This is a genomic window from Bacillus sp. FSL P4-0290 (assembly GCF_037975435.1).
Classification (GTDB): domain Bacteria; phylum Bacillota; class Bacilli; order Bacillales; family Bacillaceae; genus Bacillus; species Bacillus subtilis.
The window spans coordinates 273,349-296,947 of the sequence record NZ_CP150253.1; the positions used below are offsets into that span (position 1 = coordinate 273,349).

The 23,599-nt window shown below is 45.8% G+C and carries 27 protein-coding genes, 1 pseudogene and 1 other annotated feature; of the genes and pseudogenes, 20 read left to right on the forward strand and 8 right to left on the reverse strand.

Translation table 11 applies throughout. From position 1 onward, the window contains the following. The first annotated feature begins 31 nt into the window (after positions 1-31). The 7 genes and pseudogenes from mphK (at position 32) to MKY10_RS01525 (ending at position 5,910) form a co-directional block, all read left to right on the forward strand. The gene (gene mphK / locus MKY10_RS01495; protein WP_048654987.1) at positions 32-952 is read left to right on the forward strand and encodes a macrolide 2'-phosphotransferase MphK; all 921 of its coding nucleotides are present in this window, start codon (positions 32-34) and stop codon (positions 950-952) included. A 57-nt stretch (positions 953-1,009) separates the two neighbouring features. After that, positions 1,010-1,257: a binding site (T-box leader), on the forward strand. 97 nt (positions 1,258-1,354) lie between these two features. Next, positions 1,355-1,516 (forward strand): anti-TRAP regulator, encoded by a 162-nt coding sequence (rtpA, locus tag MKY10_RS01500; RefSeq protein WP_003234807.1) that lies wholly within the window; start codon positions 1,355-1,357, stop codon positions 1,514-1,516. Positions 1,517-1,536: 20 nt separating this feature from the next. Beyond that, positions 1,537-2,476: pseudogene (locus MKY10_RS01505) on the forward strand (DMT family transporter). A 96-nt stretch (positions 2,477-2,572) separates the two neighbouring features. Next, positions 2,573-3,253 (forward strand): two-component system response regulator YcbL, encoded by a 681-nt coding sequence (ycbL, locus tag MKY10_RS01510; protein ID WP_080348099.1) that lies wholly within the window; start codon positions 2,573-2,575, stop codon positions 3,251-3,253. A gap of 1 nt (position 3,254) precedes the next feature. Further along, on the forward strand, positions 3,255-4,190 hold the full coding sequence (ycbM, locus tag MKY10_RS01515) for a two-component system sensor histidine kinase YcbM (RefSeq protein ID WP_015252907.1): 936 nt from the start codon (positions 3,255-3,257) through the stop codon (positions 4,188-4,190). A 91-nt stretch (positions 4,191-4,281) separates the two neighbouring features. Next, complete coding sequence (locus tag MKY10_RS01520; protein WP_029726967.1) at positions 4,282-5,205, forward strand: ABC transporter ATP-binding protein; 924 nt, start codon at positions 4,282-4,284, stop codon at positions 5,203-5,205. 18 nt (positions 5,206-5,223) lie between these two features. Then, entirely contained in the window at positions 5,224-5,910 is a 687-nt protein-coding gene (locus tag MKY10_RS01525) for an ABC transporter permease (protein WP_080348100.1), read from the forward strand. Here MKY10_RS01525 and MKY10_RS01530 read toward each other — a convergent pair. Both MKY10_RS01530 and MKY10_RS01535 read right to left on the reverse strand, forming a co-directional pair. Further along, entirely contained in the window at positions 5,871-6,005 is a 135-nt protein-coding gene (locus MKY10_RS01530; protein WP_119122840.1) for a hypothetical protein, read from the reverse strand. The genes MKY10_RS01525 and MKY10_RS01530 overlap by 40 nt on opposite strands. Beyond that, the gene (locus tag MKY10_RS01535; protein WP_014478718.1) at positions 5,965-6,351 is read right to left on the reverse strand and encodes a YndM family protein; all 387 of its coding nucleotides are present in this window, start codon (positions 6,349-6,351) and stop codon (positions 5,965-5,967) included. Before MKY10_RS01535 ends, MKY10_RS01530 begins: the two co-directional genes overlap by 41 nt. Before the next feature lie 313 nt (positions 6,352-6,664). On the opposite strand from MKY10_RS01535, the gene cwlJ reads away from it, so the two are divergent. From cwlJ to tatC, 6 genes are all read left to right on the forward strand, one after another. Next, positions 6,665-7,093: a cell wall hydrolase CwlJ gene (gene cwlJ / locus MKY10_RS01540; protein WP_003246500.1), complete on the forward strand. Its 429-nt coding sequence runs from the start codon at positions 6,665-6,667 to the stop codon at positions 7,091-7,093. A gap of 105 nt (positions 7,094-7,198) precedes the next feature. Continuing rightward, entirely contained in the window at positions 7,199-7,930 is a 732-nt protein-coding gene (locus MKY10_RS01545; protein ID WP_029726969.1) for a VWA domain-containing protein, read from the forward strand. 81 nt (positions 7,931-8,011) lie between these two features. Continuing rightward, positions 8,012-8,188, forward strand: coding sequence for a hypothetical protein (locus MKY10_RS01550; protein ID WP_019712346.1), 177 nt, complete (start codon positions 8,012-8,014; stop codon positions 8,186-8,188). A gap of 18 nt (positions 8,189-8,206) precedes the next feature. Continuing rightward, complete coding sequence (phoD, locus tag MKY10_RS01555; RefSeq protein WP_014475691.1) at positions 8,207-9,958, forward strand: alkaline phosphatase PhoD; 1,752 nt, start codon at positions 8,207-8,209, stop codon at positions 9,956-9,958. Positions 9,959-9,970: 12 nt separating this feature from the next. Then, positions 9,971-10,183, forward strand: coding sequence for a sec-independent protein translocase protein TatAD (gene tatAD, locus MKY10_RS01560; protein ID WP_003223835.1), 213 nt, complete (start codon positions 9,971-9,973; stop codon positions 10,181-10,183). Positions 10,184-10,243: 60 nt separating this feature from the next. After that, positions 10,244-10,972: a twin-arginine translocase subunit TatC gene (gene tatC / locus MKY10_RS01565; protein WP_014475692.1), complete on the forward strand. Its 729-nt coding sequence runs from the start codon at positions 10,244-10,246 to the stop codon at positions 10,970-10,972. On the opposite strand, the gene pcp is transcribed toward tatC, so the two are convergent. Next, positions 10,969-11,616: a pyroglutamyl-peptidase I gene (pcp, locus tag MKY10_RS01570; protein WP_015252900.1), complete on the reverse strand. Its 648-nt coding sequence runs from the start codon at positions 11,614-11,616 to the stop codon at positions 10,969-10,971. The two genes, tatC and pcp, sit on opposite strands and share 4 nt — an antisense overlap. Before the next feature lie 78 nt (positions 11,617-11,694). On the opposite strand from pcp, the gene MKY10_RS01575 reads away from it, so the two are divergent. Further along, positions 11,695-12,804, forward strand: a complete 1,110-nt coding sequence (locus tag MKY10_RS01575; protein WP_015252899.1) for an aminotransferase class V-fold PLP-dependent enzyme — start codon at positions 11,695-11,697, stop codon at positions 12,802-12,804. Positions 12,805-12,846: 42 nt separating this feature from the next. On the opposite strand, the gene lmr(B) is transcribed toward MKY10_RS01575, so the two are convergent. Together lmr(B) and lmrA are read right to left on the reverse strand one after the other, a co-directional pair. Then, entirely contained in the window at positions 12,847-14,286 is a 1,440-nt protein-coding gene (lmr(B), locus tag MKY10_RS01580; RefSeq protein WP_010886396.1) for a lincomycin efflux MFS transporter Lmr(B), read from the reverse strand. A 38-nt stretch (positions 14,287-14,324) separates the two neighbouring features. Beyond that, positions 14,325-14,891, reverse strand: a complete 567-nt coding sequence (gene lmrA, locus MKY10_RS01585; RefSeq protein ID WP_003246449.1) for a transcriptional regulator LmrA — start codon at positions 14,889-14,891, stop codon at positions 14,325-14,327. A 216-nt stretch (positions 14,892-15,107) separates the two neighbouring features. Here lmrA and ansZ point away from each other — a divergent pair, with 216 nt between their 5' ends. Continuing rightward, positions 15,108-16,235 carry an asparaginase AnsZ gene (gene ansZ, locus MKY10_RS01590; protein WP_015252898.1) on the forward strand — a complete coding sequence of 376 codons (1,128 nt, stop codon included), beginning with the start codon at positions 15,108-15,110 and terminating at the stop codon, positions 16,233-16,235. A 161-nt stretch (positions 16,236-16,396) separates the two neighbouring features. Further along, a complete protein-coding gene (lipA, locus tag MKY10_RS01595) occupies positions 16,397-17,035 on the forward strand; it encodes a lipase LipA (protein WP_003246250.1) in 639 nt (212 codons plus the stop codon). A gap of 37 nt (positions 17,036-17,072) precedes the next feature. On the opposite strand, the gene MKY10_RS01600 is transcribed toward lipA, so the two are convergent. Continuing rightward, positions 17,073-17,456, reverse strand: a complete 384-nt coding sequence (locus tag MKY10_RS01600) for an RDD family protein (RefSeq protein ID WP_015252897.1) — start codon at positions 17,454-17,456, stop codon at positions 17,073-17,075. Between the two features lie 234 nt (positions 17,457-17,690). On the opposite strand from MKY10_RS01600, the gene MKY10_RS01605 reads away from it, so the two are divergent. After that, a complete protein-coding gene (locus MKY10_RS01605; RefSeq protein ID WP_015252896.1) occupies positions 17,691-18,767 on the forward strand; it encodes a helix-turn-helix domain-containing protein in 1,077 nt (358 codons plus the stop codon). Positions 18,768-18,806: 39 nt separating this feature from the next. On the opposite strand, the gene natK is transcribed toward MKY10_RS01605, so the two are convergent. Beyond that, the gene (natK, locus tag MKY10_RS01610) at positions 18,807-19,763 is read right to left on the reverse strand and encodes a two-component system sensor histidine kinase NatK (RefSeq protein ID WP_015252895.1); all 957 of its coding nucleotides are present in this window, start codon (positions 19,761-19,763) and stop codon (positions 18,807-18,809) included. Between the two features lie 12 nt (positions 19,764-19,775). Then, the gene (gene natR, locus MKY10_RS01615; protein ID WP_003234759.1) at positions 19,776-20,477 is read right to left on the reverse strand and encodes a two-component system response regulator NatR; all 702 of its coding nucleotides are present in this window, start codon (positions 20,475-20,477) and stop codon (positions 19,776-19,778) included. 143 nt (positions 20,478-20,620) lie between these two features. Here natR and natA point away from each other — a divergent pair, with 143 nt between their 5' ends. The 3 genes from natA to MKY10_RS01630 all read left to right on the forward strand — a co-directional run bounded on the left by natA (position 20,621) and on the right by MKY10_RS01630 (position 23,590). Further along, complete coding sequence (gene natA / locus MKY10_RS01620) at positions 20,621-21,361, forward strand: sodium ABC transporter ATP-binding protein NatA (RefSeq protein ID WP_015252894.1); 741 nt, start codon at positions 20,621-20,623, stop codon at positions 21,359-21,361. Further along, positions 21,362-22,522: a sodium ABC transporter permease NatB gene (gene natB / locus MKY10_RS01625; RefSeq protein WP_015252893.1), complete on the forward strand. Its 1,161-nt coding sequence runs from the start codon at positions 21,362-21,364 to the stop codon at positions 22,520-22,522. A gap of 135 nt (positions 22,523-22,657) precedes the next feature. Further along, the gene (locus MKY10_RS01630; protein ID WP_015252892.1) at positions 22,658-23,590 is read left to right on the forward strand and encodes an aldo/keto reductase; all 933 of its coding nucleotides are present in this window, start codon (positions 22,658-22,660) and stop codon (positions 23,588-23,590) included. Positions 23,591-23,599 lie beyond the last annotated feature (9 nt).

The following is a 23,599-nucleotide window of genomic DNA, read 5'->3' on the forward strand; positions in this document are numbered from 1 at the left end:
GCAGGCCGGAGCATGAGAAAGGGGAAATGGGATGACAAACCTTAACGAAAAACAGCTTATCACTGAGATTGTCGGGCTTGCACGCAGCCAAGGTTTGACGGTTCATTCTGAGAACGCGCAATTGAATGAAACAGGAATGGACTTTCAAGTTGTATTTGCCAAGGACGACACAGGTATGCCATGGGTGCTGCGAAAACCGCGGCGAAGTGATGTTGTGGAAAGAGCATCTGCAGAAGGCATAACGCTTGCCTTTCTCCGCGCGAATCTGACTGCTGATGTGCCGGATTGGAGAATTCATACACCGGAATTGATCGCTTACCCCATGTTAAAAGGAACGCCGGCTGCTGGAATTGACTTGGAACAAAAGCAATATGTATGGAATATGGATCATCAGCCGCCGTCAGACGACTTTGTCCGCACACTTGCCGACATACTGGCTGAATTACATGGCACGGATCAAATATCTGCTGGGCAATCCGGAATAGAAGTGATAAGGCCAGAAGATTTCAGGCAAATGACAGCAGACTCTATGGTTGATGTGAAGAATAAGCTTGGTGTATCTAGTCAGCTTTGGGAAAGATGGCAAAAGTGGATAAATGATGATGCATACTGGCCTGGTTTCTCTTCTTTGATACACGGCGATCTCCACCCGCCGCATATTCTTATCGACCAAAATGAACGTGTCACAGGACTTCTGGATTGGACAGAAGCGAAGGTTGCCGATCCAGCCAAGGATTTTGTTCTTTATCAAACCATTTTCGGGGAAAAAGAAACTGCCCGTTTACTTGAATACTATAATCAAGCAGGCGGCCGGATATGGGCAAAAATGCAGGAACACATTTCAGAGATGCAGGCGGCGTATCCGGTGGAAATCGCCAAGCTCGCTCTGCAAACACAGCAGGAGGAACACATCAATATGGCGCTGGAAGCACTTGGTGTAAAACCGGGTTAACCAATTGACTTCATTTCAAGAACCAAGTATTATAAACTTTACAAATAATAGAACGGAGCAACAATCGTGAGGAAGAGTAAGTACGTATCAGAATGGAGGTTCAGAGAGTCGGTGGCAGGTGTGAACCGATCCTCCCCTGATGCCGAATGGGCTTCTAAATTGCTTTGCTGAACGGATAGTAGGCGATGCCGGGTTTCTCTCCCCGTTACCAAGAGAGGAGTATCGAAACATAGGTTTTCTGTACTTAGAGTGAACGGCTGTATAGCTGTTAATAAAGGTGGTACCGCGAGACCCTCGTCCTTTGCATAGGACGGGGGTTTTTTGTGTTTCTTAAAGGAGGTGACGGCCAATGGACGATGGCTGGTGGTGGCATAGCAGATGAGTTAGAAAGGAGGATATCAAATGGTCATTGCAACTGATGATCTTGAGGTCGCATGTCCTAAATGTGAAAGAGCGGGAGAAATCGAAGGAACACCTTGCCCGGCCTGCAGCGGAAAAGGTGTTATTCTGACTGCTCAAGGATATACGCTTCTGGATTTTATCCAAAAGCATTTGAATAAGTAAAGGAGAAAAGCTGAGCTGAGATGAGAGCAGAAGAGCAGAGTAAGATTCGTGAGGCCGCAGCAGGTACGATTTTTTTGCTGATCGGAACAGTTTGTTTTGCGTCTAAATCGATTTGGATAAAATGGGCATACCAAATGGGTGCTGAGCCAGATGCCGTGCTGCTATACAGGCAGCTGCTGGCTGTTCCGCTGTTTTGGCTGATTTTTTTAATATACCGTCCTCCAATGCCAGACGGTAAGAAAAAAGGAGACCTATGGAAGGCTTGTGGCGCGGGAGTGTTTTGTTTTTTTCTGTCTCCCTTGCTTGATTTTATCGGGCTGAACCATGTATCCGCAATGGTTGAACGTATATTGCTGATGAGCTATCCGTTGTTTGTGTTTGGATTCACCGCGTGTCGTGACCGGAAAATGTCTTCAATTCAGGACCTTTTCGCAGTTCTGGCGGTCATGTTTGGGCTTTTCTTGGCGCTGGGCGGCTGGAATGCTGAGCTTTTCCAGGCGAATATGATTGGAGCTGTATTCATTTTGTTATCTTCGGCCGTCTATGCTGGTTATCTTGTCCTTTCCGGGCATCTCGTCCATCAAATCGGGGGGGATCCGTCTCAATGCATACGGGATGACAGCTGCTGGAGCTGCCATGATGCTTTACACAGGGATCAAATCGGCGGCTGGCATGAATACGCCAATGGCAGCATATCCGCTTTCTATGTATGGTTTGTTCGCGGTAATTGCAGTCGTTACCACAGTGATTCCATTTGTGCTAATGCTTGAGGGCATAAAACGAATCGGGGCACAGCGAGCCGCCGCCATTTCAATGGCAGGGCCTATCCTGACGATTTTCTATGGAGCTTTATTTCTCGGTGAACGGCTCGGGCTCATTCAAGTCATTGGATGCGGTGCCGTATTTTTTGTCATTACGGGCATGGAATACAGGAAGCTGAAAATAGGAAAAAAAGAATAATTTTTATAAAACACACACGTTTTTCAATTACAATAAGTGTAATTACGTGTGTGTTTTTTGATTTTGTAAAGGTTAGGTGAGAAGATGCAGCGCATATTGCTTGTAGAAGACGACCACTCAATCAGTGAAATGGTGGATCATTATTTAACAAAAGAAGGCTTTGGAATTGTGCATGCTTTGGACGGAGAAGAGGGCATCCGGCTGTTTCAGCAGGATTCATACGATTTGGTCCTCCTTGATATCATGCTCCCGAAGCTGAACGGCATGGATTTTCTGAAAATCATCCGGGAAAAAAGCAATATACCGGTCTTAATGATTTCGGCAAAAGACGGAGATGTGGATAAGGCATTGGGACTGGGTTTTGGGGCGGATGATTATATCGCCAAACCGTTTTCGATGATTGAGCTGACAGCCAGAGTAAAAGCCGCGATACGGCGGGCGACGCAATATTCGGCAGAGGAGCCGGCTGTGAATAAGGTGATCCGGATTCACCAGCTTGCGATAGATATAGACAATGTTTCCGTTTTGAAAAACGGAGAGCCGCTCCAGCTGACGTCAACAGAATGGCAGCTGCTGTGCTTATTTGCATCAAATCCTAAAAAAGTGTTTACGAAAGAACAAATCTACCGTTCCGTTTGGAATGAAGAGTACTTTGATGATCAGAACATCATTAACGTACATATGCGGCGGCTCAGAGAAAAGATTGAGGATGACCCCTCCTCCCCTCAATATATTAAAACGCTATGGGGCATCGGTTATAAATTAGGAGAGTTTTAGAATGACAGTGCTATGGGTGGCCGCTGTCATCGCTCTGGCGTGTCTGAATGTGATTCAATTCATAATGAAAAAGAAGCGGGACGGGAATCTGGCTTACACGGCTGACCAGCTTAGCTACATGCTCAGCCGGGATTCGGCAGGACAAATTTTGCTTCCTACAGACGATCATGCGCTCAAAGACTTGCTTGTTAACATTAATCTTTTCGTTGAGAATCGTCAGCAGATCAGCGCCCAATTTGCCAAAACAGAGCAATCCATGAAGCGGATGCTGACCAATATGTCGCACGACCTGAAAACGCCGTTAACGGTCATTCTCGGTTATATCGAAGCCATTCAAAGTGACCCGAACATGCCGGAAGAAGAGCGGGAAAGATTGTTGGGGAAGCTCCGCCAGAAAACAAATGAACTTATTCAGATGATCAATTCCTTTTTTGATTTAGCGAAATTAGAATCTGAAGATAAAGAGATCCCGATCACCAAAGTACATATGAACGACATATGCAAACGAAATATCCTGCACTATTATGACGTTGTTCAGTCAAAAGGCTTTCAAGCAGCCATCGATATACCGGATACGCCGGTGTATGCGCAGGCGAATGAAGAGGCTCTGGACAGAATCCTGCAAAACCTATTGTCCAATGCGATTCAATATGGCGCGGCCGGCAAGTTAATCGGACTGACGCTGTCTTATGATGAGAGGAACATCGCCATCACCGTATGGGATCGCGGAAAAGGGATTAGTGAAACCGATCAGCAGCGGGTGTTTGAGAGGCTGTACACACTTGAAGAATCCAGAAATAAAGCATTTCAAGGAAGCGGTCTCGGTTTAACCATCACGAAACGGCTTACAGAAAAAATGGGAGGCACCATATCCGTTCAAAGCAAGCCGTACGAAAGGACTGCATTTACGATTACATTGAAACGCATGACATATTAATCGTAAGAATTTCTTAAGGTTTGAGAAATAAAAATGACAGGGCTCGCCGCTACAATAGAAAACAGGAAAAGAGAGGGAAGGAGAAACAAAGTTGACTTATATCGTACAAACAAACGGGCTGACCAAAACGTATCAGGGCATAGAGGTCGTATCCAATGTCAGCATGCATATTAAAAAAGGTGAAATCTACGGCTTTCTCGGCCCGAACGGCGCGGGGAAAACAACCATCATGAAAATGCTGACGAGCCTTGTCAAACCGACAAGCGGTGAAATCATCATCCTTGGGAACAAGTTCACCCACACGTCATATGAGGTGCTGGGGAACATCGGCAGCATGATTGAATATCCGATTTTTTATGAAAACCTGACAGCTGAAGAAAATTTAGATCTGCATTGTGAATACATGGGGTACCATAATAAAAAAGCCATTCAAGAAGTGCTGGATATGGTGAATTTAAAACAAATCGACAAGAAGCCCGTCAAAACATTTTCGCTCGGGATGAAGCAGCGTCTTGGGATTGCGCGTGCCATCCTCACGAAGCCGGACCTGCTCATTTTGGATGAGCCGGTGAATGGTCTTGACCCTCTCGGCATTAAAAAGATCAGGCAATTGTTTCAAGTGCTGAGCAAAGAGTACGGGATGACGCTGCTGATCTCAAGCCACTTGCTGAGTGAAATCGAACAAATTGCGGACACGATCGGCGTCATTCGGGACGGCAGGCTGCTAGAAGAGGTGTCGATGGAAGATGTCAGAGGCCAGAACACTGAATACATCGAGCTTGTCACGCCGAATCAGACAAGGGCCTGCTTTGTGCTTGAGAAAGAGCTGAAATTAACCAACTTTAAAATTTTAAATGAGAAAACAATCCGAATTTACGAAGCCGAAGCCTCACAGGCTGCTATATCCAAAGCGCTGATTTTAAATGATGTAGACATTGAATCATTGAACAAAAAGTATACGTCGCTAGAGGATTATTTTATCAAATTGATCAACGGCAATAGCATTAGTGCGTAAAGGAGGAGAGACACGTTGATGAATTTGATCAGAATCGAATTAAGAAAAATGAAAATGGGCTGGTATATGAGAGGTGCCCTCATTGCCAACGTGATCATTATGGGTTTTATGTGGCTGATCAGTTATTCCGAAAAAGCCGATGGCGGGGTTTCGTTCCAAAGTACGGATGAAGCATTCCTCATCATCGGCACCTTCGTCAGAGCGGTATTTATCGTATTTGGCGCTGTGCTGATCGTAAAATTGGTGATTTCGGAATATAAAAACAAAACCATTCTTGTGATGTTCACGTACCCGATCAGCCGTAAAAAGCTGCTCACCGCTAAGCTCATGATCGCGGGCGGACTGACGTTTATCACGATTTTACTTTCAAATATACTCATAGCCGCCGGTTTCTTTTGGCTGAACTCGATCTGCCTTTTCATACCGGGAGAGCTTACTTCCGAGATCATTTCTCAACAGGCGGTCAAAATGGCGGTTTTCGCTTTTGGCGCCGCTGGAACCAGTTTAGTTCCCATCTTTTTTGGGATGCGTAGACACTCGGTTCCGGCGACCATCATTTCATCTGTAGTAATTGTGATGCTCATCAGCTCAACAAGTCCGGGCTTCTCGATTTCATCTGTTGTGTATATCCCGTTATCGTTAGCGGCATTCGGTTTGTTCTTTTCCTACATGGCGATCAGGAATGCGGACAAGCAGGATGCGTAAACAAAGGCGCCCAATATGTATAAAAGGCCGATGCTGTCAGCACCGGCCTTTCCATTATGAGTCTGTTCTTGTTTCAAGATAATGCTTCTTGCCAATCTCTTTGCTCATCATATAGAAATGGAAGCAATATTCACCGATTGCCATGACGATCGCGCCGAATAAAGCCGCCAATGCAACTTCACCGCCAGTCATCCCCAGGGAAAGCGGCATGCCCATCAGCCAGATCACAAGAAAGGCCAAGCCAAAATCAGCCAAAGTTGCAATCATATTATTCCATCTCGGCAATACATAAAGATCGCCCAGCAAATAAGAAATAACCCCTAACACAATCGTCATTAGCAGCGTATCACCAAACGTGAAACCAAAGCCCAGACCAAGCACCAGATACAACACAATAATCGTCATAATACCTTTAATAGCGAGCGCTTTCACATGTGTCATTACAATTCCTCCTTTTGTCATTTGATTTGTTATGTATAATTCCTCAAATGTAAAAAGTTAAACCTTATTTCTTTTCGGAGGCGGGTGCAAATCTGCTGGGGAGGGGTCAATGATGTGAATCCAGGAATTGAGGCTGCGGCGCTTCGACAGCGGAAACGTGAAGCTTGTACTGCACCGGACGCTGCTTTGATGCCCAACAGCCCATTATGTTTGCTGTTTTTAGATGAATAAATTTAAAAACTTCTCCTGTCCCTCCGTCATCACTTCTGAAGTAATGAAATATGATGAAAAGAGATCAAGGGGAGGTGACGTGATGGCGGTCGTGAGAGCAACGAGTGCGGATGTCGATTTGATGGCAAGGCTGCTCAGAGCGGAAGCGGAAGGCGAAGGCAAGCAGGGGATGCTGCTTGTCGGCAACGTTGGAATTAATCGGCTGCGGGCGAATTGCTCAGATTTTAAAGGCCTCCGCACCATCAGGCAGATGATTTATCAGCCACACGCGTTTGAGGCTGTGACTCATGGATATTTTTATCAAAGGGCGCGAGATAGCGAGCGTGCCCTTGCACGCCGGTCGATTAATGGTGAAAGGCGCTGGCCTGCAAAATTTAGTTTATGGTACTTCAGGCCGCAGGGGGACTGTCCAGCCCAGTGGTATAACCAGCCGTTTGTGGCCAGATTTAAGTCACACTGCTTTTATCAGCCGACGGCGGAGACGTGTGAAAATGTATATAACACATTTTAGAGACAGGACACCGTTCAAATTGAACGGTGTTTTTCTTTGAAAAGATGCAATGCAAAATATTCCTGTGAGATAATCAAAGAAAAAAGAGCTGACGGAGATGACAGAATGGCAACAATTGACCTGCAAAAGAAAAGTGTAAAGATCGTACTGGAGAAAAAGCAGTTAACGAAGGTGACGGCTCGTGTTGGACTGGTTCTTGATATTACGGGATCGATGAGACCGCTCTACAAAAACGGGACGGTTCAAAATGTGGTGGAGCGGATTTTGGCAGTGGCTGATCAGTTTGATGATAACGGTTTGCTGGATGTATGGGTGTATGATAATGAATTTTCCCGATTAAAGCCAGTTTCAGAAAAGGATTTTTCGGGCTATGTCGATCGTGAAATTTTAAATAATGACCGCTTGCATAAATTCGGCAGAAATGATGAGCCGCCAGTCATGAAGGACGTGCTGCGCAAATATGTTACGGAGGAACCGAGCTCGTATCCTGCTTTCATTGTTTTTATCAATGACGGGGGCTGTAAAAAGTCAATCAAACCGATAATTGAAGCTTCTTCTGATAAACCGGTGTTCTGGCAGTTTGTCGGCATCGGAAACGGAAACTTTGATTTTCTCAATAAACTGGATACGTTAGAAGTTCGTGTCATTGATAACACGAACTTCCTGCATATCGAAGAGATTGACCGCATTTCTGATGATGAGCTTTATGATGCTCTGCTTGCTGAATTTCCATTTTGGCTGAAAGAAGCGAAGGAAAAAGGGATTGTAAGAGAACAAGAGCCTCCTGCTGAAAAGCCGAAAAAGAAGGGCTTTTTCAGCAGATTGTTTTCGAAATAACTGATAAAGAGCGCTGAGTCATTCTGCGAAATGGCTCGGTGTTTTTGTTTTTTTAAGATCATGTGAAGAAAAATAGGCCGAATGGGCGGCTTGCAAACGACAGGATATGCAGAAAACGCGTCATTCAGCCAGCTTTCGGCATGTTTTAGCGGCAGGCTTGTGAGGGAAGACCTGTTTTTGATGTTCAGCGCTTACAATCAGTTCACACTTCTTCACAGTCGTTTAACAATGATTTCCTATAATGGAGACGATCAATGAGGAGAGAGGGGATCTTGAATGGCATACGACAGTCGTTTTGATGAATGGGTACAGAAACTGAAAGAGGAAAGCTTTCAAAACAATACGTTTGACCGCCGTAAATTTATTCAAGGAGCGGGGAAGATTGCAGGACTTTCTCTTGGATTAACGATTGCCCAGTCGGTTGGGGCTTTTGAAGTAAATGCTGCGCCTAAATTCTCAAGCTATCCGTTTACATTAGGGGTAGCGTCAGGTGATCCGCTTTCTGACAGTGTCGTGCTCTGGACGCGCCTGGCACCAGATCCGCTGAACGGCGGAGGAATGCCGAAGCAAGCGGTGCCTGTCAAATGGGAGGTCGCAAAGGATGAGCATTTCCGCAAAATCGTAAGAAAAGGCACTGAAATGGCTAAACCGAGTCTTGCCCATTCCGTTCATGTGGAAGCGGACGGGCTTGAGCCAAACAAAGTGTACTATTATCGTTTCAAAACCGGCCATGAACTAAGCCCTGTCGGAAAAACAAAAACACTGCCTGCCCCTGGCGCCAATGTGCCGCAAATGACCTTTGCATTTGCTTCCTGCCAGCAATATGAGCACGGATATTATACGGCCTACAAGCATATGGCAAAGGAAAAGCTTGATCTTGTCTTCCATCTCGGTGATTACATATATGAATACGGCCCAAATGAATATGTATCAAAAACAGGCAATGTCCGCACGCACAACAGCGCGGAAATCATTACGCTGCAAGACTATCGGAACCGTCACGCTCAATACCGTTCTGACGCCAATCTTAAAGCTGCACATGCGGCATTCCCTTGGGTTGTAACTTGGGATGACCATGAAGTTGAAAACAACTATGCCAATAAAATACCTGAAAAAGGACAGTCGGTTGAAGCATTCGTGCTCCGCCGCGCGGCAGCATACCAGGCATACTATGAACATATGCCGCTCCGCATTTCCTCTTTGCCGAATGGCCCAGATATGCAGCTGTACCGGCACTTTACGTACGGAAACCTGGCGTCCTTCAATGTGCTTGATACCCGCCAGTACAGGGACGACCAAGCCAATAACGACGGCAATAAGCCGCCTTCTGATGAATCGCGCAATCCGAATCGGACCCTGCTTGGAAAAGAACAGGAGCAGTGGCTCTTCAACAATTTGGGCAGCTCGACTGCCCACTGGAATGTGCTGGCGCAGCAGATTTTCTTTGCCAAGTGGAATTTCGGGACAAGCGCAAGCCCGATCTACAGCATGGATTCGTGGGACGGCTATCCGGCTCAGCGCGAACGGGTTATCAATTTCATTAAAAGCAAAAATCTGAATAATGTTGTCGTACTGACAGGTGATGTACATGCAAGCTGGGCATCGAATTTGCATGTCGATTTCGAGAAGACAAGTTCAAAAATATTCGGAGCCGAATTTGTCGGAACCTCGATCACTTCCGGAGGGAACGGAGCGGATAAGCGGGCGGATACGGACCAAATTTTAAAAGAAAACCCGCACATCAAGTTCTTTAACGACTATCGCGGATATGTCCGCTGTACAGTGACGCCTCACCAGTGGAAAGCCGATTATCGGGTGATGCCGTTTGTGACCGAGCCGGGCGCAGCCATTTCCACGAGGGCTTCATTCGTTTACCAGAAAGACCAAACTGGGTTGAGAAAGGTATCATCCACCACAATCCAAGGCGGGGTGAAGCAATCCGATGAGGTCGAAGAGGATCGTTTCTTTGCGCACAACAAAGCCCACGAAAAACAAATGATTAAGAAGCGGGCAAAAATCACGAATTAAGGAGTGGAAATTATGTTTTCAAACATTGGAATACCGGGCTTGATTCTGATCTTCGTCATCGCCCTCATTATTTTTGGCCCTTCCAAGCTGCCGGAAATCGGGCGTGCCGCCGGACGGACACTGCTGGAATTTAAAAGCGCCACAAAATCACTTGTGTCTGGTGATGAAAAAGAAGAGAAATCAGCTGAGCTGACAGCGGTAAAGCAGGACAAAAACGCGGGCTGAATGCTGATGAGGCAGACACCGGGTCTGCCTCTTTTTTTATGAAAGGGAGGGCTTTTTTGAATGGATAAAAAAGAAACCCATCTGATCGGGCATTTAGAAGAGCTTCGCCGCCGGATTATCGTCACCCTTGCGGCATTTTTTCTATTTCTCATCACGGCTTTTTTGTTCGTACAGGACATTTATGACTGGCTGATCAGGGATTTGGATGGAAAGCTGGCTGTGCTTGGGCCGAGTGAAATCCTCTGGGTGTATATGATGCTTTCCGGCATTTGTGCCATTGCGGCTTCTATCCCTGTTGCCGCGTACCAGCTGTGGCGTTTCGTTGCACCGGCGCTGACGAAAACGGAGCGCAAGGTGACGCTCATGTACATACCAGGTTTATTTGCGTTGTTTTTGGCGGGCATCTCCTTCGGATACTTTGTCTTGTTTCCGATCGTGCTCAGCTTTTTGACTCATTTATCCTCCGGCCACTTTGAAACGATGTTTACGGCTGACCGCTACTTTCGGTTTATGGTGAATTTGAGCCTGCCGTTCGGCTTCTTGTTTGAGATGCCCTTGGTGGTGATGTTTTTAACAAGGCTGGGCATCTTAAATCCTTACAGACTGGCCAAAGCGAGAAAGCTGTCCTATTTTCTGCTGATTGTCGTATCTATATTGATTACACCGCCTGATTTTATTTCTGATTTTCTCGTGATGATCCCGCTTCTTGTCCTGTTTGAAGTGAGTGTCACCCTATCGGCGTTTGTCTACAAAAAGAGGCTGAGGGAAGAAACAGCGGCGGCCGCTTAGTGCAGCGTACCGCCCGGTGACTTCACATCCTCATCATATTGTGCGGCCGTAACAGCGGCGATTCTCAATGCCCGGACAATCGTGTCCAGGCTGAGGCTCGGCGCTGTTTTGTCGATTGTTTGCTGCGGAATGTAAGGAATATGAATAAAACCGCCGCGAATGTGCGGGGATGTCCGGCTAATGTGATCCATTAACCCGTAGAACAAATAGTTGCATACAAAGGTCCCCGCTGTGTAGGAAACCGCAGCTGGAATGCCGTGTTCCTTCATCTTAGCAGTCATTCGTTTCACGGGAAGCCTTGTCCAGTAAGCGGCGGGCCCATCTGGAGAAATCTCTTCATCAATCGGCTGATGTCCTTCGTTATCGGGGATTCGCGCATCTGCAAGGTTGATCGCCACCCGTTCCGGTGTAATCTGCATCCGTCCTCCTGCTTGGCCGACACAAATCACGATATCTGGCTGATGTGTTTGAATGGCTTGGCGCAGAGTGCCCAGAGCGGATCTAAAGACGGTTGGAATTTGTTCCGCTGTAATAATGGCTTCTTCCGTCTCGAAGCCATTAAGCCGTTTCGCCGCTTCCCATGATGGATTGACGGTTTCTTTGTCAAAAGGGTCAAAGCCAGTGATCAGCACTTTTTTTCTCATCTTCTCATCTCCTTTTTCTTTTATTCTATTGTTTATTTATGGGTTTTTCATCAAAATAATGTAAAGGAGTGAATCATAATGGAGCATTTACCGCAGCAGTATCGTCATTTATTCCCAACCTTGCAGACGCATACGATGCTTGCCAGCTGTTCTCAGAGCGCATTGGCAGAGCCTGTATCAAGGGCGATCCAGGATTATCATGATAGCCTGCTGTATAAAGGGACGAACTGGAAAGAAGCGATTGAAAAAACAGAGTTTGCGAGAAACGAGTTTGCAAAGCTGATCGGGGCTGAACCGGATGAAGTGGCGATTGTGCCGTCAGTTTCTGATGCACTGGTTTCTGTAGCATCGTCCTTAACTGCATTTGGAAAGAAGCACGTTGTATATACAGATATGGATTTTCCGGCGGTGCCTCATGTTTGGCAGGCACACTCCGATTATACCGTATCCGTCATTCCATCAATAGACGGCGTGCTGCCGCTTGAACAATATGAAACGCATATTTCGGATGAAACAGTACTGACGTGTGTTCCTCACGTTCATTATCGTGACGGCTATGTTCAGGATATAAAAGCGATTGCCGAGATTTCTCAGAGAAAGGGCTCTTTATTGTTTGTAGATGCTTATCAATCAGCCGGGCATATTCCCATTGATGTGAAGGAATGGGGCGTAGATATGCTGGCAGCAGGCACCCGGAAGTATTTGCTCGGCATACCGGGTGTGGCGTTTCTTTATGTGAGAAAGGAGCTGGCTGACGCACTGAAACCGAAAGCATCAGCTTGGTTCGGCAGAGAGAACGGATTTGATGGGGCTTATGCGAAAGGCGCGCGTCGTTTTCAAACGGGCACCCCAGCTTTTATCAGCGTATACGCAGCTGCAGCAGCTTTATCGCTGCTGAATCATATTGGGGTTTCTCATATCAGGGATCATGTGAAAACGATCTGTGCCGATGCAGTTCAATATGCCGCTGAAAAAGGCCTGCAGCTGGCGGCACAAGGTGGGGGTCAGCCGGGCATGGTTGCGATCCGGGATGAGCGGGCATCGGAAACGGTGGCGTTGCTGAAGAAGAAAAAAGTGATTTGCGCGCCGCGGGAAAATGTGATCCGTCTCGCTCCCCATTTTTATAATACGAAGGAGGAAATGCGGCGCGCGATTGATGAAATCGCGGCGAAAATGATCCACAAGTAAACATAAAAAAAGCCCCTGAACATTAGTCAGGGGCTTTTCATATTAATGATCTACCTTCACGCGCTTCATAAAGAAAGCGCCAATTAAACCGATAATGGCAACAATCATTGCAAACACAAATGCGTGCTGTACACCCGCTGTCAAAGCTTGCGGGATGACTGCCGGATCGGCAGGGTTTTTAACTGTACTCATATAATCATGCTGGCCTGCAGCCATAATGCTGACCGCAACCGCTGTTCCGATAGCGCCAGCCATTTGCTGCAGCGTGTTCATAATGGCGGTGCCGTCTGGATAAAATTCGCGCGGCAGTTGGTTTAAACCGTTTGTCTGTGCAGGCATCATGATCATAGAAATCCCGATCATCAAGCAGGTGTGCAGGATGATAATCAGCACAGCTGTTGAAGTGGTCGTGACATTTGAGAAGAACCATAGTACAACGGTGACAATCACAAATCCCGGAATGACAAGCCATTTCGGCCCGTATTTATCGAACAAGCGGCCTGTAACAGGGGACATAAATCCATTTAAAATACCGCCCGGCAAGAGAACAAGACCAGATGCAAATGCAGTCAGGACTAAGCCGCCTTGCAGATACATCGGCAGAAGCAGCATAGATGACAGAATGACCATCATACAAATGAACACCATGATCACACCCAAAATAAACATTGGGTATTTGAACGCACGGAGGTTCATCATCGGCTGCTTCATTGTCAGCTGGCGGATTGAAAATAGGATAAGGCCGACAACGCCGACAATCAGCGACACGATAACAGTCGGGCTGGACCATCCCCCGGAGCCTTCACCCGCGTTGCTGAATCCGAACACAATGCCGCCGAAGCCAATCGTCGACAGGATGATAGACAATACATCGATTTTCGGCTTTGTCGTTTCAGATACATTCTGCATATATGCGATACCGAAAACAAGCGCCAGCACAAGGAACGGAAGAGAGATCCAGAAAATCCAGTGCCAGTTGAGATGCTCCAGAACCAATCCTGAGAAAGTTGGGCCGATGGCGGGCGCGAACATAATGACAAGCCCGATCGTTCCCATTGCGGCACCCCGTTTATGAGGCGGGAAAATCACCAAGATTGTGTTAAACATTAGGGGCAGTAAAAGACCGGTTCCAAGTGCCTGAACGATCCTTGCCGCTAATAAAAACGAGAAGCTCGGCGCAAGCGCCGCAATGAATGTACCTAAAATTGAAAAGATAAGTGACACGGTAAAAAGCTGTCTTGTTGTGAACCACTGCAACAGCAGTCCTGAAACAGGAACAAGGATACCGAGTACAAGCAGGTAGCCCGTCGTTAACCATTGGACGGTTGCCGCTGTAATGTTCAATTCCTTCATAAGGTCGGTTAACGCAATATTCAGCGCTGTTTCACTGAACATGCCGATAAAACCGGCCAACAGCAAGGAAATCATAATCGGCATCACTTTGTATTGCTGAGATGCTTTAGCTGTTGTTTCCAAAATCATTTCCCCTCTCTATCAACTGCATGTAGTATGTCGTTTTTTTATCTCTTCAGCAGGTCAGGAATGCAGCTGGAGATATGAAGGAGCGGCGTACTGTTTTTTGCCGTCAAAGATAAAAGGATGCCGCCTTCAATCATCGCGTTAACCACAGTGCTGGCTTCTTTTGCACGGCTCTCGCTGCAGCCAGTCTGCCGCAGTTTTTCCTCATACACAGAGGCCCATTCTTTGTAGGCTTCATGACAGGCTTCGCGCAACGGTTCGCTTTTCAATGACGTCTCAGCCGCTAGCAAGCCCACAGGCAAGCCTTCAATGTCTTCTGTACATGAAAACTGGCAGGAGAGCTCCTTCAAAAAGGCTTGAATGCCTTCCGCTGGATCGGTGCAGGCTTCCATGCAGTCCGCGATTTTCTGACGGATATACTCCTTCATCTCATTCACGGCTTCGATCGCAAGCTGTTCTTTACCCCCGGGAAAGTGGTAGTAAAGAGAGCCTTTAGGCGCGCCGCTTTCCTTTATAATCTGGTTCAGCCCCGTGCCGTAATACCCTTGCAGCTGAAAAAGCCGGGTAGCTGCCGAAAGGATTTTCTCACGGGAATCTCCATAACTCATAACATTCCCACCTTACTGAATTGCAATCAAAAATATAGTGACTGGTCTATTATCTTGATTCAATCATCAATTGTCAAGAAAAATTCATTGTATGAAAAGACAAAAAAAGAAGGATATGACAACAAAAAATACTGAGAGAAAAGCTGACTGATCTTTTGACTGAATAGATAAAATGTACAATGATTAATCATCATATGGATGTAAGGAGAGAAATAGATGAAAAAACAACGAATGCTCGTACTTTTTACCGCACTATTGTTTGTTTTTACCGGATGTTCACATTCTCCTGAAACAAAAGAATCCCCGAAAGAAAAAACGCAGACACAAAAAGTCTCTTCGGCTTCTGCCTCTGAAAAAAAGGATCTGCCAAACATTAGAATTTTAGCGACAGGAGGCACGATAGCTGGTGCCGATCAATCGAAAACCTCAACAACTGAATATAAAGCAGGTGTTGTCGGCGTTGAATCACTGATCGAGGCAGTTCCAGAAATGAAGGACATTGCAAACGTCAGCGGCGAGCAGATTGTTAACGTCGGCAGCACAAATATTGATAATAAAATATTGCTGAAGCTGGCGAAACGCATCAACCACTTGCTCGCTTCAGATGATGTAGACGGAATCGTCGTGACTCATGGAACAGATACATTGGAGGAAACCGCTTATTTTTTGAATCTCACCGTGAAAAGTGATAAACCGGTTGTTATTGTCGGTTCGATGAGACCTTCCACAGCCATCAGCGCTGATGGGCCTTCTAACCTGTACAATGCAGTGAAAGTGGCAGGTGCCCCTGAGGCAAAAGGGAAAGGGACGCTTGTTGTTCTTAACGACCGGATTGCCTCAGCCCGATATGTCACCAAAACAAACACAACCACAACAGATACATTTAAATCAGATGAAATGGGCTTTGTCGGAACAATTGCCGATGATATCTATTTTAATAATGAGATTACCCGTAAGCATACGAAGGACACGGATTTCTCGGTTTCTAATCTTGATGAGCTGCCTCAGGTTGACATTATCTATGGATACCAAAATGACGGAAGCTACCTGTTTGACGCTGCTGTAAAAGCCGGAGCAAAGGGGATTGTATTTGCCGGTTCTGGGAACGGGTCTTTATCTGACGCAGCCGAAAAAGGGGCGGACAGCGCAGTCAAAAAAGGCGTCACAGTGGTGCGCTCTACCCGCACGGGAAATGGTGTCGTCACACCAAACCAAGACTATGCGGAAAAGGACTTGCTGGCATCGAACTCTTTAAACCCCCAAAAAGCACGGATGTTGCTGATGCTTGCGCTTACCAAAACAAATGATCCTCAAAAAATCCAAGCTTATTTCAATGAGTATTGAAGAAAAGAAGGCGAATAAGCCTTCTTTTTTTGGCTTTTTAGGACCAATAATGACCTATGAATCTTAAAATTTCTTTAAAAATAAGCCAAAATTACCCTTTACTTAATTAATTTGGTAACGTAATATATTTGGAGAATTTGTTACAAAAAAAGGAGGATATTATGAAATTTGTAAAAAGAAGGATCATTGCACTTGTAACAATTTTGATGCTGTCTGTTACATCGCTGTTTGCGTTGCAGCCGTCAGCAAAAGCCGCTGAACACAATCCAGTCGTTATGGTTCACGGTATTGGAGGGGCATCATTCAATTTTGCGGGAATTAAGAGCTATCTTGTATCTCAGGGCTGGTCGCGGGACAAGCTGTATGCAGTTGATTTTTGGGACAAGACAGGCACAAATTATAACAATGGACCGGTATTATCACGATTTGTGCAAAAGGTTTTAGATGAAACGGGTGCGAAAAAAGTGGATATTGTCGCTCACAGTATGGGGGGCGCGAACACACTTTACTACATAAAAAATCTGGACGGCGGAAATAAAGTTGCAAACGTCGTGACGCTTGGCGGCGCGAACCGTTTGACGACAGGCAAGGCGCTTCCGGGAACAGATCCAAATCAAAAGATTTTATACACATCCATTTACAGCAGTGCCGATATGATTGTCATGAATTATTTATCAAGATTAGACGGTGCTAGAAACGTTCAAATCCATGGCGTTGGACACATCGGCCTTCTGTACAGCAGCCAAGTCAACAGCCTGATTAAAGAAGGGCTGAACGGCGGGGGCCAGAATACAAACTAATGAGATAAATAACCTTGAAGAGTCCTATTCTTCAAGGTTATTCTGCTTTCAGCACAATGGTTTTCGCCGCCATATCATGAACGGTTTGTTTTTTCTTCGTAAATGCGGCTGTCAAATAGATCAGGCGGGAGAATACATGCACCCACGCTATGATGTAACGGACAATCGCCTGTAGGAAAGAAATTTTCTCGTGTGTTTCGTCCCTCACGATTTGTAGCCCGATGATTTTTTTGCCCAGTGTGCCCTTCCAATTTGTCAGCGGCATCAGCAAAGGGTACACAATAAGCATCAATATGGCGACAATAATGACACCGGAGGACCCATCGCCAAACGTAAATCCGGCTGCCAAAATCACTGCTGCGGCAATGATTACATCAAGTACAAGAGCGCAGGCGCGCAGCATGAAACCAGCTAGTTCCAATAGAAACACTCCTTAAAATGTTAAATAAATACCTAATGATTGTAAAAAAGAAGGGCCTAAAGTGGGAATAGGTGATAAGCCTTAAATCACAAAAGTTGGTGAAAATGTCATAGGTAAATTGGCATAATCAGCCAGCTTATCACATTACCAAATTCTTTTTTAGCCCGAAACCAAGCCCTCAGAAGTTATTTTTGTTAAAATAGAAAAGTTACAACAGAATTCGGAGGGTTTATTGTGGGAAAAGTGAAACGAAATGCCCCTTGCCCGTGTGGCAGCGGCAAGAAATATAAAAAATGCTGCGGAAGTAAAGTTGTCGACTTCCCGGCGGAACTAGCGGCAAAAGAAGCAAAACAAATTCAGGAAGACTTAGTGGAGTATGCCTTCACAGTACATAGAGAAAGCATTTCAGGCTTTATCAACCAGCATGATTTTCTTTCTGCTATGGACAGACAGACGAAAGACATCAGCGTATTTAACTTAGGAATCTGGGGAATCTTCTTCCACCCGCTTGCTGGTGAGAAGACAATCTTCGAAGAGTACCTTCAGAAAAAAGGTGATTCGATCACTCGTCCGAAAACGCGTGAGATCGTAGAATCATGGCAGAGCATGACGCCTGCTTTATTGCTGCTGAAGGACCTGAAGGAAGGCATCATTCACTTTGAAGATGTGATTACGGCAAAACAATTCGAAGTGGAAATGGACGCCAGCAATCAAGACCTTCCTCCAGTGGGAAGCCTGATTCTTGGATACCCAATCCACGAAGCGGAAAAAGCAGAATTCTTCATGCAGTTCACGATCTTCCCGGTGAAGAGAACAGAAGCGCTGATCAGCAAGGTGAAGAAATATGCGGATGCCGCTGTGAAGGAAGGCAAAACGCCGGAGGACTTCATGAAGCAGGAATTCAACAACGTTCTGTTCGCGTTGTTAGCTGAGAAAGATGAAGAGCAGCAAGCAGAGAAAGCGGAAGTAAGCACTGTTGAGTGGGCAAACGACTTGGAGAAAGAAACCGCTGCGGCTATTGAAGAAGGCATGAGCGGGGAAGAGTATCCGACTGAATTGATCCCAGCTGTTATTGATATCTGGAAAACATTCTGCGAGAAAAAATCACCTGTCATCAGAAAGCCGGAAGCTTTTGCTGCGGCAGTTGAATATTATGTAAACGCGATTTCTCTTAACGGCGCGTCTGTTTCCCAGGCTAAACTGGCGAAAAAATACGGCGTCAGTGCATCAACGATTTCCAGCCGTTACAAAGAAATTGAAAGCACGCTGCAAGATGAAGCAGATCGTTTTGCCCAAGCGTTATCCTCATAATGGAAAAAACCTTGAAAAGCCAGGCTTTTCAAGGTTTTTTTATTTCTGAAACGGAATTTTGATTTCTAACCGGAAGATGGGGTGGCGGTAGGTAAAATCCAGCCTGCCAAAAGCGCCCTTCACCAGTTTTTGAATGATATATGTGCCCATGCCTTCATGAGCGCCGTTTTTCGTTGAGCGGCCAAACGATTGATAAATTGTATCGAGCACTTTTGGGTCCATCCCGGGAGTGCTGTTTTCACAGGTCAGTACATAAAGTCCGCTGCGCAGTGAAGTCTCCAGTTTAATCTCTGCTTTTTCTCGGGTCTCCGCCGCGCTGTCGAGCGCGTTTTCTAATATGTTGCCGACCAAGCTGACCTGATCAGCAGGCGAAAACGGAAGGGAAGAAAGCGGTGTATGCATATGAAGCGAAACACTCACATTCGAGGCGCGGGCTTTTTCTAAAAAATCATAAAGCACCCCTGCAACGTACGCGTTCTCTCCTTTCAAAAAACGGTCATATTGACTGTATTGATCCGCCCATTTTTGAATATATGCTTGTGTATCTGCCTTGGGCTGAGCTGATTTGATTGCAGTGATATGTTTCATTGTGTCATGATTCCGGCTTCTGACATCAATCAGCATTTGATTGGCGTGCTGTTCAGCTTGAGTCAGCTTATCAATTTGATCAGAAAGCCTTGCCTGTAAAGCAGACTGTCCGATACGGAGCCCTTCACACCCTGCAAATATCGCGATTACACATAATGCCTGCATGATGTCTGTGCCGATCAGCACCACTCCCGCCGACATCACTTGAATCACGGCAATCCATGCACAAAGCCCTGAGGAACAGTGTTTCCACACCCGCTTCGTATTCCAAATGTACAATCCTGCAGCAGCTGCGCCTAAAACAGCGGTGAGCCAAGAGACGGCTGTGCTGTGTGAAAAAGCAGCAGCTCCCTGATAACATATGAAACTAAATAAAACCAGATAAAGACATTGAAAAAGGGTAATCACGTTCTGAACTCCTCAAAAGTAGTAGTTTTGAAAATAATCAAGCTGCTGCTTGGTGATCATCGCTTTTTTAGACGTTCCCTCAAAGGAAACTGTGAATGAATGCTTGGTATAAGCGGAAAAATGCTTTATGTAATGAATGTTGATAATAAAGGAACGATGCGAACGGAGAAAATCCTTTTCGGGCAGGTCGCCTTTAATATCATTTAATGTTTGATACGTTTGCACCTCTTCGGCGGTTGTCACAATCGTCGTCGAACGTCCCGTCCGTTCTGCGAAAATAATATCCTTCTTTTGCAGGACGTGCATTTCAGACTTTTGCTTTATCAATATACGCCCATTCAAACTCGTTTCCGTTTTCTTTTTCAAGTAACGGTCGAAGGAAGCGGCCAGACGGTCGGCATAGTACGGCTTCATAATATAATCATGGACATTTAGGTCAAAGGCGTGAACCGCATAACCGCCGTGGCCGGTAACAAAAATCACATCCACATCAAGTGAATGGGATTTGATCAAATCAGCAAGCTCGTAGCCAGACATATGGGGCATCTCGATATCGGCAAGCAGCAGATCAATGTCTCCGTTCTTTACCCGCCTGTAGGCTTCCTTCGCTGAATCGGTGGAAAAGACAATTTCGACGTCCTGCATTCTGGACACGATCGCTTCCAGCTTCTCTAAATCTACTCGATAATCATCTACAAGTCCGACTTTTACCATTATCATTCCCCTAGTTACATAGAATCATCTTTATTCTATCCCATTTCGCGACATAAAAAGAACTCTTCGCGACAACTTTATCCAACTAATCCAGCTTTTCGTATATAGTCATTACTAGAAATAAAGATAAGGGAGATTGTGACATGATTACACTGACCGATTGCAGCCGCAGGTTTCAGGATAAGAAAAAAGTAGTCAAAGCGGTGCGAGATGTAAGCTTAACAATTGAAAAAGGAGAAGTCGTCGGCATTCTCGGAGAAAACGGTGCTGGCAAAACGACGATGCTGAGAATGATTGCTTCCTTGCTTGAACCATCACAGGGTGTAATCACAGTAGACGGCTTTGACACGGTCAAGCAGCCGGCTGAAGTCAAAAAAAGAATCGGTGTCTTATTCGGAGGAGAAACCGGGCTTTACGACAGGATGACCGCTAAAGAAAATCTCCAATACTTCGGCAGGCTGTATGGGCTGAACCGCCACGAGATCAAAGCAAGAATAGAAGATTTATCGAAAAGGTTCGGCATGCGCGATTATATGAACCGGAGAGTGGGAGGGTTTTCGAAAGGCATGAGGCAGAAAGTCGCCATTGCCAGAGCGCTGATTCACGATCCGGACATCATTTTATTTGATGAGCCGACAACTGGGCTTGATATTACGTCAAGCAACATCTTCCGCGAATTTATACAGCAGCTGAAAAGAGAACAAAAAACGATTCTTTTCTCCAGCCACATTATGGAGGAAGTGCAGGCGCTCTGTGACAGTGTCATCATGATTCACAGCGGAGAGGTGATTTACCGAGGGGCGCTTGAATCACTATACGAGAGCGAGCGCAGTGAGGATTTGAATTACATCTTTATGTCTAAGCTTGTCAGGGGGATTTCTTAAATGCTGAGCCATATTTATAAAAAAGAAATGATCGACGCTTTGCGCGACAGAAAAACGATTTTACTTACAATCTTAGTGCCGATGATTATGATGCTTGGACTTGTCTTTTTTTATGAAAGCATGCTGTCCGACAAAGGGGAGCAGTACACGCTGGCTGTCGGCCATTCGCTTCCGCCCGCACTGGAAAGCAAGCTTAATGAGATTGACGAAATCAGCTTAAAAACATTTGCAAAGCCTGAAGAGGCAGTTGATGAAGGAAAAGCAGATGCCTATCTGAACGTCCCGAAAGAGTTCGACTCATATGTCAACAGCATGACACCTTTTAAGGTTGATGTTTACGGCAATTCAATCGATCAAGGGTCTTCAAATGCCATGCAGCTTGTGCAGTCTGCCTTAGATCAGTACAAAAATGAAATTGTGCAGCAACGTTTAACAAATAAGCGCATTGATCAATCGGTCATCCAGCCATTTACGATTCAGCAAAAGGAAGCGGATGAGGAGAAAGGGACTTCCGCTATTATGCTTTCCGCCATTCTGCCCATGCTGATTCTGACTTCCATTGTTTCCGGCGCAATGCCGATCGCTCTTGATATCATGGCCGGTGAAAAGGACCGAAAGTCAATCGAGGCGCTGCTATTAACGCCAGTCAGCAGAAACAAAGTGCTGGTCGGCAAGTGGCTTGCGGTTTCCACTTTTGGCGTGGCTTCAGGTGTATTGGCTTTGGTGTTTTTGATTTTGTCCACCGTGTTATTTACCGAAAATTTAAAAACGGCCTTCCAGCTGGGAGATCATATGTGGAGTGTAATCGGCGCTTCAGCGCTAATCATTGTGCTCTCTGCATTGCTGATCTCTGCGATGGAGCTTTTCATCAGCATCATGTCCAGCTCGGTAAAAGAAGCGCAAAGTTATATGTCTCTCGTCGTCTTTCTGCCTGTGTTCCCGATGTTTTTCATCTTCAGCAAGGCACCGAACCAATTTGACTTATCATACTTTCTCATCCCGTTTCTGAACCTGCATGCGTTATTTAAACAGCTTTTATTCGGGATGGTTGACCCGGCTGCCATTTTATCTACGTCAGGAACCATCGCCGTGCTCATCGCCATCTTCTTTTTACTAGCCAGAGCCTGCTTCCTGAAAGACAAATGGGTTCTTCCAAAATAAACTTGCGAAACGAGAAATACACTTTCTCCTTTTTGTATATCCTGAAAAAAGAAGGAAAATAGAAAAAGGATATCTAATACAAAAAGTGACCCTGCACTATTTTTCATCAAAATTGGTTTCAAAGGAGAAGGAACAATGGATCAAACACGTACACTCGGCAAAACGAAGCTGAAGGTGAAGCGGATCGGATTCGGCGCGAATGCGGTCGGCGGGCATAATCTATTTCCAAATCTAAATGATGAAACAGGGAAGGATTTAGTGCGCACGGCATTGGATGGCGGCGTCAATTTTATCGATACCGCCTTTATATATGGATTGGGGCGGTCTGAAGAATTAATCGGCGAAGTCGTACAGGAACGCGGCGTGCGGAATGAGCTCATCATCTCCACCAAGGGAGCTCATAAAGAAGTGGACGGCAGCATTGAATTAGACAATAGCCGGGAGTTTCTTCGCAGCGAGGTCGAGAAGAGCCTGAAGCTGCTGAAAACAGATTACATTGATTTGTATTATGTTCACTTTCCGGATGGAAAAACACCTCTCGCTGAAGTGGCGGGCACTTTGAAAGAGCTGAAGGATGAGGGGAAAATCAAAGCAATCGGCGCTTCGAACCTCGATTATCAGCAATTGCAGGATTTTAATGCTGATGGCTATTTGGAGGTCTTCCAGGCCGAATATTCTCTCATACAGCGTGATGCCGAGAAAGAGCTTCTTCCATACTGTGAAAAACAAGGCATCTCCTTTATTCCTTACTTTCCGCTTGCGTCCGGACTGCTGACAGGAAAATTCACGCGAGACACAGTCTTTGATGATTTCAGAAAGGATAAACCTCAATTTCAGGGTGAAACGTTTATCCACAATCTTAAAAAAGTAGATAAGCTGAAAGCAGTAGCGGAGGAAAAACAAGCGGATACGGCACATGTCGCCTTGGCGTGGCTGTTAACGAGACCGGCGATTGATGCCATTATTCCAGGAGCTAAACGACCGGAGCAATTACAGGATAACCTGAAAACCTTGAACATTGAACTGACCGAAGATGAAGTGAATTTCATCAGCGACATTTTCAAATAAAAAAGGAAA